Source organism: Mycobacterium innocens (assembly GCF_900566055.1).
In the GTDB taxonomy this organism is placed as follows: Bacteria; Actinomycetota; Actinomycetes; order Mycobacteriales; family Mycobacteriaceae; genus Mycobacterium; species Mycobacterium innocens.
This window is the reverse complement of record NZ_UPHQ01000271.1, coordinates 1-17,209: the sequence shown is the minus strand read 5'-3', so window position 1 is coordinate 17,209 and position 17,209 is coordinate 1. Positions and strand designations below refer to the sequence as shown.

The 17,209-nt window shown below is 66.8% G+C and carries 18 protein-coding genes; 12 read left to right on the top strand and 6 right to left on the bottom strand.

Going from position 1 to position 17,209, the window contains the following annotated elements; genetic code table 11:
• Positions 1-159 precede the first annotated feature (159 nt).
• Together EET03_RS26055 and EET03_RS26050 are read right to left on the bottom strand one after the other, a co-directional pair.
• Positions 160-1,473 carry a class I SAM-dependent methyltransferase gene (locus EET03_RS26055; RefSeq protein WP_075542371.1) on the bottom strand — a complete coding sequence of 438 codons (1,314 nt, stop codon included), beginning with the start codon at positions 1,471-1,473 and terminating at the stop codon, positions 160-162.
• The gene (locus EET03_RS26050; protein WP_208649141.1) at positions 1,470-2,846 is read right to left on the bottom strand and encodes an FAD-binding oxidoreductase; all 1,377 of its coding nucleotides are present in this window, start codon (positions 2,844-2,846) and stop codon (positions 1,470-1,472) included. The genes EET03_RS26055 and EET03_RS26050 overlap by 4 nt, the downstream gene beginning before the upstream one ends.
• 71 nt (positions 2,847-2,917) lie before the next feature.
• Here EET03_RS26050 and EET03_RS26045 point away from each other — a divergent pair, with 71 nt between their 5' ends.
• Positions 2,918-3,355 carry an SRPBCC family protein gene (locus EET03_RS26045; protein WP_063472688.1) on the top strand — a complete coding sequence of 146 codons (438 nt, stop codon included), beginning with the start codon at positions 2,918-2,920 and terminating at the stop codon, positions 3,353-3,355.
• Here the strand turns inward: EET03_RS26045 and EET03_RS26040 are convergent.
• Positions 3,352-4,134 (bottom strand): Rv3717 family N-acetylmuramoyl-L-alanine amidase, encoded by a 783-nt coding sequence (locus EET03_RS26040; protein WP_075542373.1) that lies wholly within the window; start codon positions 4,132-4,134, stop codon positions 3,352-3,354. The two genes, EET03_RS26045 and EET03_RS26040, sit on opposite strands and share 4 nt — an antisense overlap.
• 98 nt (positions 4,135-4,232) lie before the next feature.
• Between EET03_RS26040 and EET03_RS26035 the strand changes: the two genes are divergently transcribed.
• From EET03_RS26035 to EET03_RS26025, 3 genes are all read left to right on the top strand, one after another.
• Positions 4,233-4,646: a YbaB/EbfC family nucleoid-associated protein gene (locus EET03_RS26035; RefSeq protein WP_099193826.1), complete on the top strand. Its 414-nt coding sequence runs from the start codon at positions 4,233-4,235 to the stop codon at positions 4,644-4,646.
• 11 nt (positions 4,647-4,657) lie between these two features.
• Complete coding sequence (recR, locus tag EET03_RS26030) at positions 4,658-5,269, top strand: recombination mediator RecR (protein ID WP_036405584.1); 612 nt, start codon at positions 4,658-4,660, stop codon at positions 5,267-5,269.
• Positions 5,270-5,389: 120 nt separating this feature from the next.
• Positions 5,390-6,235 (top strand): hypothetical protein, encoded by an 846-nt coding sequence (locus EET03_RS26025; RefSeq protein WP_075541281.1) that lies wholly within the window; start codon positions 5,390-5,392, stop codon positions 6,233-6,235.
• Between the two features lie 2 nt (positions 6,236-6,237).
• On the opposite strand, the gene EET03_RS26020 is transcribed toward EET03_RS26025, so the two are convergent.
• Both EET03_RS26020 and EET03_RS26015 read right to left on the bottom strand, forming a co-directional pair.
• Positions 6,238-6,957: a type 1 glutamine amidotransferase gene (locus EET03_RS26020; protein WP_075541280.1), complete on the bottom strand. Its 720-nt coding sequence runs from the start codon at positions 6,955-6,957 to the stop codon at positions 6,238-6,240.
• Positions 6,950-8,191 (bottom strand): Mur ligase family protein, encoded by a 1,242-nt coding sequence (locus EET03_RS26015; protein ID WP_075541284.1) that lies wholly within the window; start codon positions 8,189-8,191, stop codon positions 6,950-6,952. The genes EET03_RS26020 and EET03_RS26015 overlap by 8 nt, the downstream gene beginning before the upstream one ends.
• Before the next feature lie 261 nt (positions 8,192-8,452).
• On the opposite strand from EET03_RS26015, the gene EET03_RS26010 reads away from it, so the two are divergent.
• The 4 genes from EET03_RS26010 (at position 8,453) to EET03_RS32020 (ending at position 10,307) form a co-directional block, all read left to right on the top strand.
• A complete protein-coding gene (locus EET03_RS26010; RefSeq protein ID WP_075541279.1) occupies positions 8,453-9,442 on the top strand; it encodes a DEDDh family exonuclease in 990 nt (329 codons plus the stop codon).
• Between the two features lie 170 nt (positions 9,443-9,612).
• Complete coding sequence (locus EET03_RS26005) at positions 9,613-9,936, top strand: hypothetical protein (protein WP_244232544.1); 324 nt, start codon at positions 9,613-9,615, stop codon at positions 9,934-9,936.
• Positions 9,936-10,136 (top strand): TetR/AcrR family transcriptional regulator, encoded by a 201-nt coding sequence (locus EET03_RS32025; RefSeq protein WP_244232543.1) that lies wholly within the window; start codon positions 9,936-9,938, stop codon positions 10,134-10,136. Before EET03_RS26005 ends, EET03_RS32025 begins: the two co-directional genes overlap by 1 nt.
• Before the next feature lie 3 nt (positions 10,137-10,139).
• The gene (locus EET03_RS32020; protein WP_244232542.1) at positions 10,140-10,307 is read left to right on the top strand and encodes a hypothetical protein; all 168 of its coding nucleotides are present in this window, start codon (positions 10,140-10,142) and stop codon (positions 10,305-10,307) included.
• A 548-nt stretch (positions 10,308-10,855) separates the two neighbouring features.
• Here the strand turns inward: EET03_RS32020 and leuA are convergent.
• Complete coding sequence (gene leuA / locus EET03_RS25995) at positions 10,856-12,703, bottom strand: 2-isopropylmalate synthase (protein ID WP_075541278.1); 1,848 nt, start codon at positions 12,701-12,703, stop codon at positions 10,856-10,858.
• A gap of 359 nt (positions 12,704-13,062) precedes the next feature.
• Here leuA and EET03_RS25990 point away from each other — a divergent pair, with 359 nt between their 5' ends.
• From EET03_RS25990 to EET03_RS25975, 4 genes are all read left to right on the top strand, one after another.
• On the top strand, positions 13,063-14,328 hold the full coding sequence (locus EET03_RS25990) for an aspartate kinase (protein WP_099193825.1): 1,266 nt from the start codon (positions 13,063-13,065) through the stop codon (positions 14,326-14,328).
• The gene (locus EET03_RS25985; protein ID WP_063469480.1) at positions 14,329-15,372 is read left to right on the top strand and encodes an aspartate-semialdehyde dehydrogenase; all 1,044 of its coding nucleotides are present in this window, start codon (positions 14,329-14,331) and stop codon (positions 15,370-15,372) included. It begins immediately after the preceding gene.
• Position 15,373: 1 nt separating this feature from the next.
• Entirely contained in the window at positions 15,374-16,519 is a 1,146-nt protein-coding gene (locus EET03_RS25980) for a DUF4185 domain-containing protein (RefSeq protein WP_208649140.1), read from the top strand.
• A gap of 162 nt (positions 16,520-16,681) precedes the next feature.
• Positions 16,682-17,047: a hypothetical protein gene (locus tag EET03_RS25975; protein ID WP_244232545.1), complete on the top strand. Its 366-nt coding sequence runs from the start codon at positions 16,682-16,684 to the stop codon at positions 17,045-17,047.
• Positions 17,048-17,209 lie beyond the last annotated feature (162 nt).

Below are 17,209 nucleotides of genomic sequence, written 5' to 3'. Positions count from 1 at the left end.
GCACCACGAAGCCATGGTGCTGTGGGCCACCGTGACAATCATGACCCGCAAACTCCAACAGGCGACATCAGGCGCACCACCACATCCCAGATGGGGACGCCCCCGTAGCGGCCCGCCAGCGCCCATCGAGCAGGCAGCATAACCGTTTGTGAACAGGCTCTAAGGCGTCCACCAGGGCCGCAGCGGCAGGTCATCCTCGCCCCACGGGTCCACATTGGCGGCCAGCACGTGATGCAGCTGAATATTGTTGTGTTCGAATGCCACTCGCGATGCAGCCATGTACAGACCCCACACTTTGGCGGTGGGCAGTCCGACCTCGGCGACGGCCTGCTCCCAGTGGTCGACGAGGTTGCGGCACCAGTCGCGCAGCGTCATCGCGTAGTGATGCCGGAAGTTCTCCTCGTGCAGCACCTCGAAACCGGCGTCCTGGATGTCGGTGATGATGCGTCCCGAGCCCGCCAGCTCCCCGTCGGGGAAGACGTAGCGGTCGGTGAACCCGCCCGCGAATGGGGCCGACTTGTTGTCGTGGCGGGTGATGCAGTGGTTGAGCAGCAGGCCGCCGGTACGCAACTTCGACTTGAGGAAGCCGAAGTAGGCGGGATAGTTGCGGACACCGATGTGCTCGGTCAGGCCGATCGAGGAGACCGCGTCGAATCCGGTCTCGGTCACGTCGCGGTAGTCGCAGTGGCGCACTTCGGCAACGCCGGTCAAGCCGTCGTCTTCGATCGCCCGTTGCGCCCACTTGGCCTGCTCGGCCGACAGCGTGGCACCCAACACATGGACCCCGCGTCGTGCTGCGTAACGCACCATGCCGCCCCAGCCGCAACCGACGTCGAGCAGTCGGTCGCCCGGTTGTAGCCGCAGCTTCTCGAAGATCAGCCGGTATTTGTTCTCCTGAGCCTCTTCCAGCGTTGCGTCGGCGTTCGGGTAGACCGCGCAGGTGTAAGTCATCGACGGGCCGAGCACCCATTCGTAGAAGGTGTTGGAGACGTCGTAGTGGTGATGGATGGCTTCAGCGTCTCGGGACTTGCTGTGTAGCAGACCCTCGGCCAGCCGGCGCCACCGGGGCGGTGCCTCCTGCGGCGGCGGCGCGACCGGCAGCAGGTTCTCCACACCGATCGAGCGCACGACATTGGCCAGCACCCGCGGCGACGGGCGCTTGAACTGCACCCGGTCGGTCAGCGCTTTGAGCAGCTGATACGGGTCGCCGGGATGGACACCGCGGGTCTGCAGGTCACCCGATACGTAGGCGCGGGCCAGACCCAGTTCACCCGGGGCCGTCGCCAGGTAGGTGATGCCGCGGGGCGACGTGAGTTCCAGACCCAGCGCCGCGTCGGCACGTCCGGCAGTGCTGCCGTCGTAGGCGGCGAACTTCAGCGGCTGCTGTCCAGGAGCGGTGAGAATCGCCAGGATTTCGGCCATGGTCAGCTTGCCCCCGGCTGTGGGGCGGCTGGCCTCCTTGATCGTTGTCATCGTCGTTGTACCGCCTTTGCGTAGAGGTCGAGTAGACGCGAGTCCGGGTCGTAGATCTTTTTCACGGTGTTGTAAGACTCCCCGCCGTAGAGCTCGTCAAACTCCTCGCGGGTGTAGTAGCTGTCGGAGTAGAGCGACTTGTGGCCGTCGAGTTCGCTCACCTTCGCCTCGATCGCCCGGTTCGTCGCGCCCTCGGCGGTGGCTACCGGCACCGACGACCAGAACCCGATATTGACGTAGGTGCGATCCGGTTGGATCGGGTACAGCGGCCACCCGCTCGGATTGCGCAGCCGCAGCGGGCACACCCAGATTGGTGTGATCGGCACATTGCCGAGGAACCATTCCAGGAATTCGCCGGTGCGCCCGATGGGCACCTCGACGTCTTGCACGACCCGTTCGCGCGCTGGACGTCCGTTGCGTTTCTCGATCCGGTCGGCGATTCCGAAGCGCTGATCGACCGCCACCAGCTTCCAATAGACGCTGCTGCGCCGGTAGCGGCGCGGCCACCAGCGCCGCAGCCCCGGGTTCTGCGCGCCGAAGGCACGTGAACACCAGAACCAGTCGGTGTCCCAGCGCCAGAAGTAGTCGTTGATGGTCAACCGGTCCTCTTTGACTCCGGTCCCATGCTGGATGGACCGGTAGTAGATGTCTTGTCCGGTGTAGTCGCTGACCGGGCCCGGCGTCGTCGTCCGCACGCCCACGCACAGGTAGCTCTCGTCGGCGCCGAAAACGACTCCGTCGAGGTAATCCACCGGGACTCCGTCGAGTCCTTGGGTGTCGACAATGCGTTCCATCGCCGCGATCATCTCGGCCAATGAGTGGAATCGGATGTGACGCACCGCCACAAAGGGTTTCACCGGCTCCAGCTCGATTCGCAGCCGGGTCGAATACCCCAGTGTCCCATAGGAATTCGGAAATGCGCGGTACAGGTCGGCGTGCTGGTCGGGGGACGCGGTGAGCAATTCGCCGGCGCCGGTGAGAACATCCATTTCCAGCACCGACTCGTGCGGCAGGCCATTGCGAAACGATGCCGACTCGATGCCCAGCCCGGTGACCGCCCCGCCGAGGGTGATGGTCTTCAGTTGCGGAACTACCAGCGGCGACAGGCCGTAACGCAGCGTCGCGGCGACCAGGTCCTCGTACGTGCACATGCCGGCCACGTCGGCGGTGCGGGAGTCGGGATCCACGCCGATGACGCCGGTCAGTCCGGAGGTGTCCAGGCCGGGGGCATCGCGTTTGGTGCGAGCGCGGAACAGGTTTGAGGTGGGCTTGGCCAACCGGACGGTCGCGGTCGCGGGGATGGATCGATAGCTCGCCAGCAACCGCTGGACGCCCGATGTGTAGGTGGACAGCGCAGATTTACGGGCGGGCATCACATATATCGTAGTCACCGACCACAGCCCCTGCATCCGCGCGCGGGCTCGATACGGAGGAGTTGCGCCTGATGGCACAGGTGAGCGCAGCCAGCACGATCTTGATCAATGCTGAGCCCGCGGCCGCACTCGATGCGGTGGCCGATTATCGCAATGTCCGCCCGAAAATCCTCTCTCCGCAGTACCGCGAGTACCAGGTGCTCGAGGGTGGCCAGGGGCAGGGCACGGTCGCAAAATGGCGGCTGCAGGCCACCAAATCACGCGTGCGCAACGTGCAGGTCAACGTCGACGTCGCGGGCCACACGGTGATCGAGAAGGACGCGAACTCGTCCATGATCACCAATTGGACGGTGGCTCCCGCGGGATCCGGCTGCAGCGTCACCGTCAAGACCACCTGGAACGGCGCCGGGGGCGTCAAGGGTTTCTTCGAAAAGACGTTTGCGCCGCTGGGCTTGAAGCGAATTCAGGGCGAGGTGCTGGCCAACCTGAAGAAGCAGCTGGAAGGCTAACGCGCCTGGCTTTGGGCGGCCAGGAAACCTGCGATGCCGCGGACCAGCGCGTTGGCGTACTTTTGCCGGCCCTCGGCGGATTCGATCAGCGCCGAGTCCGCCGGGTTCTTCATGTTGCCGAGCTCGACCAGGATCGACGGATACTGCGCCAGGTTCAGGCCCGCCAGGTCGGAACGTCCGTACAGCCCGTCCTGACCGATGTAGTTGGCCGGCGGAATGCCCGAGGCCTGAAGCTGGTCCCGCATCACTTTGGCGAACTGCACCGAGGGTCCGGCCTGGGTCGCGTTCAGGGGCGGCGCGGAGTAGTTGACGTGGAAGCCGCGGCCGCTGGCCGGCCCGCCGTCGGCGTGCAGGCTGACGACCGCGTTGGGATGCAGGGCGTTGGCCATGTTGGCCCGCTCGTCGACGCACGGTCCCAGCGCGTTGTCGTTGCCGCGCGACATGGCGGTGCGCACCCCCAGCGCGTTGAGCGCGGCCCGGAGCCGCAGCGCGGTGTCCCAGGTGAAGGTGTGTTCCGGATAGCCGCTGTTGGTCGACGTTCCGCTGGCTTGGCAGTCCTTGGTGCCGCCGCGACCCGTGGGTACCTGGCGCCCGATCGACGAGTCGTTGGCTCCGTTGTGGCCGGGATCGATGAATACGACCATGCCGGCGATAGTGGCGGGGGTTGCGGCGGCTGTGGGGACCAGCGGTATCAGCGATACCGCAGCGGCGACGAGCACCCCGACGACACCTCTGAGCAGGAGGGTGATCCCGACACGCAGGCTGACTCGTACGTCCACTGCGCAAAGCTAACGTGGCGCGGTCTAGGCTGAATGTTTCGAATCGCCCGACAACCGCAGGCGAAACCAACTCGAGACCAAGATGCGAGGGGACTGTCATGCAACCTGGAGGCGATATGTCGGCACTGCTGGCCCAGGCGCAGCAGATGCAGCAGAAGCTACTGGAAGCCCAGCACCAACTGGCCAACTCTGAGGTGCACGGCCAAGCCGGTGGGGGCTTGGTCCAGGTTCGTGTCAAAGGCAGCGGCGAGGTGATCGGTGTAACGATCGACCCCAAGGTCGTCGACCCCGACGACATTGAGACCTTGCAGGACCTGATCGTCGGTGCGATGCGCGACGCGTCGCAGCAAGTGACGAAGATGGCGCAGGAACGGCTGGGGGCATTGGCCGGGGCGATGCGTCCGCCTGGCGCGCCGGGTGGGCCGGGTGCGTCCGGGCCGGGGATGCCGGGTGGGCCGGGGATGCCGGGTATGCCGGGTATGCCGGGTATGCCGGGAGCGCCGGGGGTCTGACCCGCACCGACATGTTCGAGGGACCTGTCCAGGATCTGATCGACGAGCTCGGAAAGTTGCCGGGTATCGGACCAAAGAGTGCGCAGCGCATTGCGTTTCACCTCTTGTCGGTCGAGCCGTCGGATATCGACCGCCTGACCGCGGTGCTGGGTCGGGTGCGCGACGGCGTGCGGTTCTGCGCCGTGTGCGGCAACGTCTCCGATGGCGAACGTTGCCGCATCTGCGCTGATCCACGCCGCGACGGCTCCCTGGTATGCGTCGTCGAGGAGCCCAAGGACATCCAAGCCGTCGAGCGCACTCGCGAATTCCGCGGCCGCTACCACGTCTTGGGTGGTGCGCTTGATCCACTGTCCGGGATCGGCCCTGAGCAGTTGCGAATCCGTGAGCTGCTGAGCCGCATCGGTGAGCGGGTCGACGACGTCGACATCACCGAGGTGATCATCGCCACCGACCCCAATACCGAGGGTGAGGCCACCGCCACCTACCTGGTGCGGATGCTGCGCGACATCCCCGGACTGACCGTCACCCGGATCGCATCGGGCCTGCCGATGGGCGGCGACCTGGAGTTCGCCGACGAGCTGACCCTCGGTCGTGCGTTGACCGGCCGCCGGGTGCTCGCGTGATTTCGCGTGATTTCGCCGTGATTTCGCCGAGCCTGTAATTTTGCAGGCCGCTACTCGCACTTTCTCTGCAGATTTACAGGCTCGGCGAGTTGTCGGCTCCCGCTGCCAACATTTCGAGCCATGACAACGGTTTTCATCGGCAGCGAAGCTGTCTCGTTCAGCAAAGTGACCCGGCATGAGCTGCAACGGTGGTACCGGCCGGTGTATCCAGGTGTCTACGCCCCGCAACGGCACAACCTGTCACTGCGCGACCGGACGATCGGGGCATGGTTATGGTCGGGACGCCGAGCGGTCATTGCCGGTATAGCCGCGTCCGCACTGCACGGCGCGCAATGGATCGACGATGACGTCGCCATCGAGTTGGTCTGGTCGAATACCAGGCCGCCGCGGGGGCTCGTCGCTCGCGACGAAGTCCTCGCCGATGACGAGATCACCCGGGTAGTGGGCCTGCCGGTGACCACGTTGGCGCGGACGGCCTATGACCTCGGTAGGCATCTGCCACGCGGGCAGGCCGCGGCGCGCCTCGACGCACTCATGCGAGCAACGCCGTTCTCAACCGAAGATGTGCTTCTGTTGGCCAAGCGCTATCCAGGTGCGCGTGGTGTCCGGCGACTGCGGGCGGTGCTGCCCTTCGTCGACGCCGGCGCGGCGTCGCCCAAAGAGACCTGGCTGCGACTCTTGCTGATCGATGCCGGATTTCCCACGCCCAGCACGCAGATACCGGTGCAGAAAGATTGGCGGCTGATCGCAATGCTGGATATGGGCTGGGAGAAATACCAGGTGGCGGCCGAATATGACGGTGACCAACACCGCACCGATCGCCGGCGGTATGCGCACGACCAACGGCGACTACGCACCCTCGCGCAGCTGGGTTGGCTGATCATCCGGGTGATCGCCGAAGACAGGTCCGAAGAGGTAATCGCCCGGGTGCGCAGCGCCCTGCTGGCCAGAGGGTGGCGGCCTTAGCGCTAGCGAGCCGTCAACCGCTCGCGGCGCAACAGGTCCACCTCGGGAAGCTCCAGCGGCTGTAGCGAACCCACCACCTTGCTGAGCAACAGGTCGGCAAGCTCGGGGTTGCGGGCCAGACACGGCCCGTGCATGTAGGTCGCGACCACACTGCCCTGAACCACGCCGTCGAAGCCGTCACCGGCTCGGTTGCCGGCACCCGTGACCACCGCCCCCAACGGCGACGCCGCGGGACCCAGGACGGTACCGCCGCGGTGGTTTTCGAAGCCGGTCAACGGCTGCGTCAAACCGGTCAGCAATGGCGTGCTGACCAGCTCGCCGATGGTGCGCGCCTGTTGCGGCGAGGTGGTGGCATCGAGCAGGCCTACGCCGTCGACCCGTTCTCCCGAGGATGTCTCATACCACTGGCCGAGCACTTGGACGGCCGCGCAGATCGCCAGCACGGGCGCGCCCCGGGCCGCCGCGCGCTGCAGGCCCGGATATTGCAGCAGGTGCTTGGTGGCCAGTCGCTGCGCGTAGTCCTCTGCGCCGCCCAACGTGTAGAGATCCAACGATTCCGGGACCGGATCGGCCAGCGTGATCTCGACGATCTCGGCGGGGACGCCTCGCAGCAGCAGCCGTTGGCGCAGCACCACGGCGTTGCCGCCGTCGCCGTAGGTGCCCATCACGTCGGGCAGCACCAGCCCGATCCGCACTGTGGAAAAAGACCCAGCATCAGCCATGACGCGCCAATGCCCGTTGCAGCTGCATGAACGCCGTGTAGTTGGCGACGACCTCGACCCGCCCGGGCGGGCAGGACGCGATGGCCGCCATGGTGTCGTGCACCAACGTGTGCTCGACACCCGCGTATCCCAGACGCACCGCCAGGTCGGTGCCGCGTTCGCCGGCGGCCACCACTGGGGTTGTTTTCAAGGCGTCCTGGAAGTGCTCGAAACGTACGTCCCACAGCCACGACAGGTCCTCGCCGTCGGGAACCTGACCGTTGACCGCGATGACCACCCCGGCCGCGCGCTTGTCCACCATCGACAGCGCTTCCTGCCAGCCGGCCGGGTTCTTGGCCAGCAGGATCCGCGCTTCGTGCGCACCGATCCGCACGGTCCGGTAGCGCCCGGCGACCTCGTCGACACTCGACACGGCCGCCACCGCCTTCGAAGGGTCGGCCCCCAGCGCGACGGCGGCGGCGACGGCTTGGGCGGCATTGCCACGATTCACCGCGCCCGGAAGCGCCAACCGCATCGGTAGCGCCAGCCCGTCGGGGCCGTACAGGGTGTGGTCGTCGAACCACCACCGCGGGCTGGGCCGCTTGAAGTCGGCGCCGGTGCTGTACCAATGGCCGTGCTCGCGGACGATGACCTCGCCGCTGCGGGGACAGCTCACCGAATCGTTGGACCAGGAGCCGCCCGCGGCCACCCACACCACCTGCGAGCAGTCGTAGGCCGCCGAGGTCATCAGCACGTCGTCGCAGTTGGCGACGACGATGGCCTGCGGGTGCCGCGCCAGCCCGGCGCGCAGCGTGCGTTCGATCACGGTGATCTCGCCGACGCGATCCAGCTGATCCCGCGACAAGTTCAGCAGGACGATGACGGCGGGCTCCACGGCGTCGGACACGTGCGGCACGTGCATTTCGTCGACTTCCAGGGCCGCCAGCTTGGCATGGCGATCCGCGGCCAGCGCGGCCACCAGTCCGGCGTCCATGTTGGCGCCCTCGGCGTTGGTGGCCACTGCGCCCAATGTGCCTAAAGCCGCGGCCGTCATCCGGGTGGTCGTCGACTTGCCGTTGGTCCCGGTGACGACCACCGTGCGCCGGCCCGCCGCGAGTTGGCGCAGCACCGAGCGGTCCAGGGTCATCGCGACCAGACCGCCGATCATCGCGCCGGCTCCGCGCCCGGTGACCCGCGATGCCCAGCGCGCGCTCGCTCCGGCGGCGAGGGCAAGGCGGGCCCGGGTGGTGATCACCCGGGTGAGTTTAAGGGCGATCGCAAGCTCGGCGCCTTGTGGCGCCGGGTGCGGTGGGTCGCCCTCGTGTGGTTTCAGCGCGATCGCAAGCTCGGCGCCTTGTGGCGCCGGGTGCGGTGGGTCGCCCTCGTGTGGTTTCAGCGCGATCGCAAGCTCGGCGCTTTGTGGCGCCGGGTGCGGTGGGTCGCCCTCGTGTGGTTTCAGCGCGACACGATGCGCTGCGACGCCGTTGATGTCGGTCGCGCATGCCATTCTCATCCTGTGAGCCACACCTGGGGACGGCCGGCCAGCCACCTGCACGGGGGTTGGGCCGTCATCGACGTCGAGACCTCGGGCTTTCGCCCTGGTCAGGCCCGGATCATCAGCATCGCCGCGCTCGGCCTCGACGCCGACGGGCGGGTGGAGCAGTCCGTGGTCAGCCTGCTCAATCCGGGAGTGGACCCGGGCCCCACGCATGTCCACGGTCTGACTGCGGCCATGCTCGAAGACCAGCCGCAATTCGCCGACATTGTGGGTGACGTGGTCGAGGTGCTGCGCGGGCGCACCCTGGTGGCGCACAATGCCGCGTTCGACTACGCGTTCCTGGCCGCGGAAGCCGAACTCGCCGACGCCGAACTTCCCGTCGACACCGTCATGTGCACGGTCGAGCTGGCCCGCCGGCTCGAGCTCGGCATGGACAACCTGCGGCTGGAGACGCTCGCGGCGCACTGGGGTATCACCCAGGAGCGTCCGCACGACGCGTTCGACGACGCGCTGGTGTTGACCGGGGTGCTGACGCTCGCTCTCGAGCGCGCTCGGGAACTGGATGTCTGGCTGCCGGTACGTCCGGTGACCCGACGTCATTGGCCCAACGGGCGGGTGACACACGACGAGCTGCGCCCGCTGAAGGTGATGGCGTCACGGATGCTCTGCCCGTATCTCAACCCGGGCCGCTACGTCACCGGCCGGCCCCTGGTGCAGGGCATGCGGGTGGCGTTGGCCGCCGAGGTCGGGCGCACACACGAGGAGCTAGTCGAGCGGATCTTGTATGCCGGACTGGCTTACAGCGACGACGTGGACCGGGAGACCTCGCTAGTGGTCTGCAACGAGACCGCCCCCGATCAGGGCAAGGGATATCACGCCCTGCGATTGGGGGTACCGGTGGTATCCGACGCGCAGTTCATGGACTATGTGGGATCCGTCGTCGGCGGCACCAGCATGGAGCAATTCACCGACCCCGACCTGGTCGACGATCAGCTCGCCCTCTTCTGAATCTTGCTTGCACTACAGACATACTTGCACTACAGACATAGTGGTGCCGTCTTGCCCATGACGACCACTACGGATGTAGTAGATCGCAACGTGTACCGCCGGCCCGGCTATTTCTTCCGGGAAGCCGCGATCCTGACGATTTCGCTCGGCGTCGCCTGCACCTGTACCGGGTGGTCTTCGGAGACGAACTGACCCTGCGATACGTGGTGACGGTGACGACGGACCGAATCCTGCTGGTCCCGATGACGTACGCGGCCATCATCGGCATTGTCGTGTGGCACCGGGTCCGGTTCACCGGCAAACGGCATCGGCTGTTCTTCACCGCATCGTTGGTCTACATCGCCGGCAGCGTGCCGCTGCACCGCTACATGTCGTATGTGGTCAGAGACGTGTTGATCGTGACGTGGTTTCCGATGTGGTTCAGCTACCTGCCGCTGATCGCGGTCTATCCGGCGTTTCTGACAATGTTCTGGCGGCTGCGCTACACCCACTGATGCTGCCGAACCCGCAACGCCGCACGCAGACCCTCGACGTCGCCATCGGCATACTCGCCGGCGAGGGAATCGGCGGGCTGACGCATCGCCAGGTCGACGAGCGGGCGGGCCTGCCCGCGGGTACCACCTCGAACTACTTCTGGACACGCCAGGCACTGCTCGAAGCGAACGCGGCCCGCACGGTCGACCTGCACTGGTAACGCGTGCCGGGGGTGCAAACCGCGGTCGGTTCGCTGACCCGTGACGGCGTCGAAGCGCTCCTGACGCGCCTCGTTGCCGACCCCGATGAGCAGGCGCGGCGCTACACGCTGGCGCGGTTCGAGCTGTTCATGGCGGGGACGCGCGCCGGCCCGAGCTGCAGCCGTTCCTGATCGCACTGCAGGCCGCCGTGGTGAAACCGCCACGCTGATCCTCGAGGCGGCGGGCTTCACCCCGACGCTCGAGCAGATGGACGAGTTGAGTCGGCTGCTCAACGGGTACCTGTTCAGCAACCTCACGATGCCTGGCGGGAGACAGAAGCCGGCCGGAGTGGTCGACCGGCTGTTACGTGTGTTTTTCGAGAAGTAGTTAGGCGCAGCGCGAATATTCTGAGCGGCCGACGGCATGTCCTATGCACATCTGATGACTGATCACCATAGAGAGCATCCAGATTGAGATCGCCGCGCCGATTACGGTCGCCACAATGCCCGGCACGATCCCCGCGATCGTGACGTCACCGCATCTTCGCGCGGCGACCCCAGTTGCCACGGCAGATACGCCGAGGACGAGGCCCGCGACGGGTAGCCAGGACTGCAGCGGGGCCGGCGACCCCGAGCACCAGTGACCCGAGGCCCAACGGGTTCCGTGGCCGAGGTGGAGCGACGCCGTAGTAGGGCGTGGGTGGTCCCGACGGCGGAGGCGCCGGTGTGCCGGCGTTAGCTCATCGCCGATTGCTGGCCCGGTTGACCGCCGACACCACAGCCCGCAGCGACGCGGTGGTGATCGACGGGGCGATGCCGACGCCCCACACCGTTTTGCGTTCGGCGTCTGCGGCACCATCTGTCCTGCCCGCCACCGAGGCCTCGACGTATGCCGCGGCCTGCGCATCGCCGCCCGCGCTCATCGCGTGCTCGGAGTAGTCCAGGATGGCCACGTCGAAGCCGACGTGGCCGAGCGCGTCGACAAACGCCGCCAGGGGGCCGTTACCGTTGCCGCTGATCTCGGTCTCCACGCCGTCGATCTTGACGGTCGCGACGATGCTGGTGGTGCCGCCGTCATCGTCAGCGGCATCGACATGTTGCTTGATGCGCTCCAGCGGCCGCACCGGGGCGAGGTATTCCTCGGCGAATACGTCCCACATCTCCTTCGGTGAGACCTCACCGCCCTCGCCCGCCGTGCCCTCTGCGATCTGTTGGATCACGCGCGAGAACTCGATCTGCAGCCGCCGCGGCAAGGCCAGGCCGTGGTCGGCCTTCATGATGTAGGCCACCCCGCCCTTACCGGACTGCGAATTGACGCGAATCACCGCCTCGTAGGTGCGGCCGACATCGCGCGGGTCGATCGGCAGATACGGCACCTGCCACAGCATGTCCTCGACATCGGTGTCTGCGGCGTCGGCGTCGAACTTCATCGCGTCCAGGCCCTTGTTGATGGCGTCCTGGTGGCTGCCGGAGAACGCGGTGTAGACCAGGTCGCCGCCGTAGGGGTGACGCTCATGCACCGACAGCTGGTTGCAGTACTCGACGGTGCGGCGGATCTCGTCGATGTTGGAGAAGTCGATCTGCGGGTCCACGCCGCGGGAGAACAGGTTGAGCCCCAGTGTCACCAGGCATACGTTGCCGGTGCGCTCGCCGTTGCCGAACAGGCAGCCCTCGATCCGGTCGGCCCCGGCCTGATAGCCCAATTCGGCTGCGGCGACGGCGGTTCCGCGGTCGTTGTGCGGATGCAGGCTCAGAATCACGGAGTCGCGACGCGCCAGGTTGCGGCTCATCCACTCGATCGAGTCGGCGTAGACGTTGGGCGTGGCCATCTCGACGGTGGCAGGCAAATTGAAGATGATCGGGTTGTCCGGTGTCGGTTGGATGACTTCGCCGACGGCGTCGCAGACCTGTTTCGCGTACTCCAGCTCGGTGCCGGTGTAGGACTCCGGTGAGTACTCGAAACGCCATTGCGTGCCCGGATATTTGGCGGCCTCCTCGAGACACTTTCGGGCGCCGTCGATCGCGATGGCCTGCACCGCGGCCCGGTCGGCCTTGAACACCACCCGGCGCTGCAGGATCGACGTCGAGTTGTAGAAGTGCACGATGGCCTTTGCGGCACCTTGGCATGCTTCGAAGGTGCGCTCGATCAGCTCCGGACGGCACTGGGTCAGCACCTGGATGGTGACGTCGTCGGGAATGGCGCCCTGCTCGATGATCTCGCGGATGAAGTCGAAGTCGGTCTGGCTGGCCGACGGGAACCCGACTTCGATCTCCTTGTAGCCCATGCGGACCAGCAGGTCGAACATGCGGCGTTTGCGGGCCGGGCTCATCGGGTCGATCAGCGCCTGGTTGCCGTCGCGCAGATCCACTGCGCACCACAAAGGGGCGTGCGTGATGACGCGGTCGGGCCAGGTGCGGTCGGCGAGGCGGATGGGCTCGACTTCTTCGGCGAAGGGCCGGTACCGGTGGACCGGCATCGACGAGCCCCGCTGGGGATTCCATCCCGGTTGGCCGGGTCGCGGTGGGCCGGAAGGTTTGACGACGGTCCGGGTGAACGTATAGCTGTCGGGTGAATCAGGATTGGTCACGGTAGTTGCTCCGGGTGATGAACGGGGTTGTGAGAAGGAACCTCAGACCGGCGCGTCGCGAACGCCCGCGACGGGAAGCCGGTCTGGATCACACCCCGTCGCGGCGTCCGAGGAGGAGCACCCGCTGCACGTTGTGCACTCTACCGCTATCGGCCTGCTCACCAAAACCACTGATATCGAGTGTGCGCCGACGGCGTTGAGCGTGCGCTGCGGGCGGGGAAATCGCGAAAGTTCCGCCCTGGGCTCTCACTCGAAGCCGTGAACGCACACTCGAAGCCGTCAGCTCACACTCGATGCGCGTCCACGTATCCTGTTGTGGACTTGAATCCAGGACCAGAATCCCAGACAGGAAAAGATCAGTGGCGCTCGTCGTGCAGAAGTACGGCGGATCCTCGGTGGCCGATGCCGAACGGATTCGCCGGGTCGCCGAACGCATCGTCGAGACCAGGAAGCAGGGCAACGACGTGGTCGTCGTCGTCTCGGCGATGGGCGACACCACCGACGACCTGCTGGACCTGGCGCAGCAGGTGTGTCCGGTCCCGCCGCCGCGCGAGCTCGACATGCTGCTGACCGCCGGCGAACGCATCTCCAACGCGCTGGTGGCCATGGCGATCGAATCGCTGGGCGCCCAGGCCCGGTCGTTCACCGGCTCGCAAGCCGGGGTGATCACCACCGGCACCCACGGCAACGCCAAGATCATCGACGTCACGCCGGGACGGGTGCGGGCCGCGCTCGACGAAGGCCGCATCGTTTTGGTCGCCGGATTTCAGGGCGTCAGCCAGGACACCCGCGACGTCACCACGTTGGGCCGCGGCGGCTCGGACACCACGGCTGTCGCCCTGGCGGCGGCGCTGGGCGCCGACGTCTGCGAGATCTACACCGACGTCGACGGCATCTTCACCGCCGACCCGCGGATCGTGCACAACGCGCGCAAGCTGGACACGGTCACGTTCGAAGAGATGCTCGAGATGGCGGCCTGCGGCGCCAAGGTATTGATGCTGCGCTGTGTGGAATACGCCCGCCGCTACAACATTCCGGTGCATGTCCGCTCGTCGTATTCGGACAGGCCGGGCACCGTCGTCGTCGGATCGATCAAGGACGTACCTATGGAAGACCCCATCCTGACCGGAGTCGCGCACGACCGCAGCGAAGCCAAGGTGACCATCGTCGGGCTGCCCGACATCCCCGGCTATGCGGCCAAGGTGTTTCGCGCCATCGCCGACGCCGAGGTGAACATCGACATGGTGCTGCAGAACGTCTCCAAGATCGAGGACGGCAAGACCGACATCACCTTCACCTGCTCGCGCGACGTCGGGCCGACCGCGGTGGCCAAACTGGACTCGCTCAAGGACGAGATCGGCTTCTCCCAGGTGCTCTACGACGACCACATCGGCAAGCTGTCGCTGATCGGGGCGGGCATGCGCAGCCATCCCGGCGTGACGGCGACGTTCTGTGAGGCGCTGGCCGCCGTCGGGGTGAACATCGATCTGATCTCGACGTCGGAGATCCGGATCTCGGTGCTGTGCCGCGACACCGAGCTGGACAAGGCGGTGGTCGCGCTGCACGAGGCGTTCGGGCTCGGCGGTGACGAGGAGGCCACGGTGTACGCGGGGACGGGACGCTAGATGGTTGCAATAGGTGTTGTGGGCGCCACCGGTCAGGTGGGCCAGGTGATGCGCACACTGCTCGACGAGCGCGACTTCCCGGCGACAACCGTGCGGTTCTTCGCCTCGGCCCGCTCCCAGGGCCGCAAGCTGGCCTTCCGCGGTCAGGAGATCGAGGTCGAAGACGCCGAGACGGCGGACCCCAGCGGCCTGGACATCGCCCTGTTCTCTGCCGGGGCGGCGATGTCGCGGGTGCAGGCGCCGCGGTTCGCCGCCGCGGGCGTGACGGTGATCGACAATTCGTCGGCGTGGCGCAAAGACCCCGATGTGCCGTTGGTGGTGTCGGAGGTCAACTTCGGCCGCGACGTGCGCGGGGCGGGGCCCCTCAAGAAGGGCATTATCGCCAACCCGAACTGCACCACCATGGCCGCGATGCCGGTGCTCAAGGTGCTGCACGACGAAGCCCAGCTGGTCCGCGTGGTGGCCTCCACCTATCAAGCGGTCTCCGGTAGCGGCCTGGCCGGGGTGGCCGAGCTGGCCGTCCAGGCGCGCGCTGTCATCGACGACGCCGAGCAGCTGGTGCACGACGGCGCCGCGCTGGATTTCCCGCCGCCGCAGAAGTACGTCGCGCCGATCGCGTTCAACGTGGTGCCGCTGGCCGGGTCGTTGGTGGACGACGGATCGGGCGAGACCGACGAGGACCAGAAGCTGCGGTTCGAGAGCCGCAAGATCCTGGGCATTCCCGACCTGGCGGTCAGCGGTACCTGCGTGCGGGTACCGGTGTTCACCGGGCACTGTTTGTCGATCAACGCCGAGTTCGCCCGGCCTTTGTCGCCGGAGCGGGCTCGTCGGTTGCTTGACGGTGCACCGGGTGTCAAGGTGGTTGACGTGCCGACGCCGCTGGCGGCCGCCGGTGTGGACGAGTCGCTGGTCGGCCGCATCCGGCACGACCCCGGGGTAGCGGACGGGCGCGGTTTGGCGCTGTTCGTCGCGGGGGACAACCTGCGCAAGGGGGCGGCGCTGAACACCATCCAGATCGCCGAGTTGCTGGCCGCCGACTTGTGACATGCGGGTGAGCTCCGCCTGGGTCGCGCGGTGCTCGCTGTTGGTAATGTCTTTCCTTGTCCCGCAATGGGTTTGGGCGGCGCATGCCGATCCGCCGGCGCCGGTGCCCGAGCCGATCCTGCAGCCGCTGGCCCCCGGTCAGGTGCTGCGGATCGGTCCGACGGCCGGAACCGGTACTGCCACCGGCGATTACGGCATCGGCGCCACCGACCTATGCGAGTTCGTCGAATTCCCCAGCCAGTTGCTGCAGGTGTGCGGGGACAGCTTCGCCGGCCAGGGCGTCGGGTTCGGCGGCTGGTACTCGCCCATCGCCCTGCATGTCGACACCGCGTCGGTCGACGACCCGGGCGGGGTGCGCTACACCGGCGTCACCGGCGTAAGCCAGCCGCTGCTCGCCGACCCGACGCCACCGGGGGATTCGCAGCTGCCTGCCGGGGTGGTGCAGATCAACCGGCGCAACTATCTGATGGTGACCACGACCAAAGACCTGGTGCCACAGAGCACGCGGCTGGTGGTGGCCGAACCGGCGCGCGGCGGCTGGCAGACCGTTCCGGGGTCCCGGCGCGATGCGTCCTACCAGCGCTGGGGGCAGACACAGATCAGCGGGTACTACGACCCGATACCTACCCCGGAGTCGCCCAGCGGGTGGGTGTACATCGTGGCCAACAGCTTCACCCGCTGGCTACCCGTGGTGCTGTACCGGGCCACGCCGGAAGCGTTCACCGACCGGTCCAGGTGGCAGGGCTGGGCTGCCGGGCCCGGCGGCGGCTGGAACAAGCCGCCGACCCCGCTGTGGCCCGAACAGGTCGGCGAGATGAGCATCCGGCAGATCGAGGGCAAGACGGTGCTGTCGTATTTCAACGCCAGTAACGGCGACATGGAGGTCCGGGTGGCCGACGACCCGACGTCGCTGGGTACCGCCCCGGTGACCACCGTGGTGCAACACGAGGAGGAATGGCCCGAGCCGGCCGAAAGCCTGCCGCCGCCCTACGACAATCGGCTGGCGCAGCCGTATGGCGGCTACATCTCGCCCGGATCCACGCTCGATGAACTGCGGATATTCGTCAGCCAGTGGAACAACGCCGACCCGCGTGCCCGCGCGCCGTATCGGGTGATCCAGTTCGCGGTCAATCCGTTCAAGCCGTGATCTTCCTAAATGCCGCCGGTGCCGCCGGTGCCGCCCGTGCCGACGTGCCGATCGATCCAGGACCGTGTCGCCGTGCCGGCGCTTATCCCGGCAGACCTGGGTGTCGGCTCACAGCTACTACATAAGTTGCGCATAGCCGCCACCACTGTTTGCCCCGGCATCATGCGTCTCATGAGCGAAACACCTGAAATACCGACAGCGCCGACGTCGACCGCCGTAGCACCACCACCGCCGGCGGTGCCACCGGCACCCCATCAGACCCCCAAAGTCTTCAAAGCCGCGGCGTGGGTGGCCATCGTCGCCGGAATCGTGTTCATCGTCGCGGTGATCTTCTTCACCGGCTTCCGGCTCGGCATGCAAAGCGGTCACGGCGGCTACGGCCACCACCGCCATCACAAGCCCCACGCGATGATGCACCGGATGGGAGGTCCCAATGGCGGCGTCCCGGCGGTGAGCCCGAGCACCGGTCCCGGCGGTCCCGCCCAGGTGCCGTCCTCGGTTGCACCGGCCACCACACCTGGTCGTTAGAAACTTCGACACCAGGCCCGGTGCTCAACTCGAGCACCGGGCCTCATGAGTTTGTGATCAATCCGGGATCGTATCGCCGTAACCCTTTGCGATTGTCGCGGGGCTGAGCAATATTCGAGTGATGAGCGAAACACCGGAGCCCGCACCCCCACCGCCCCCACC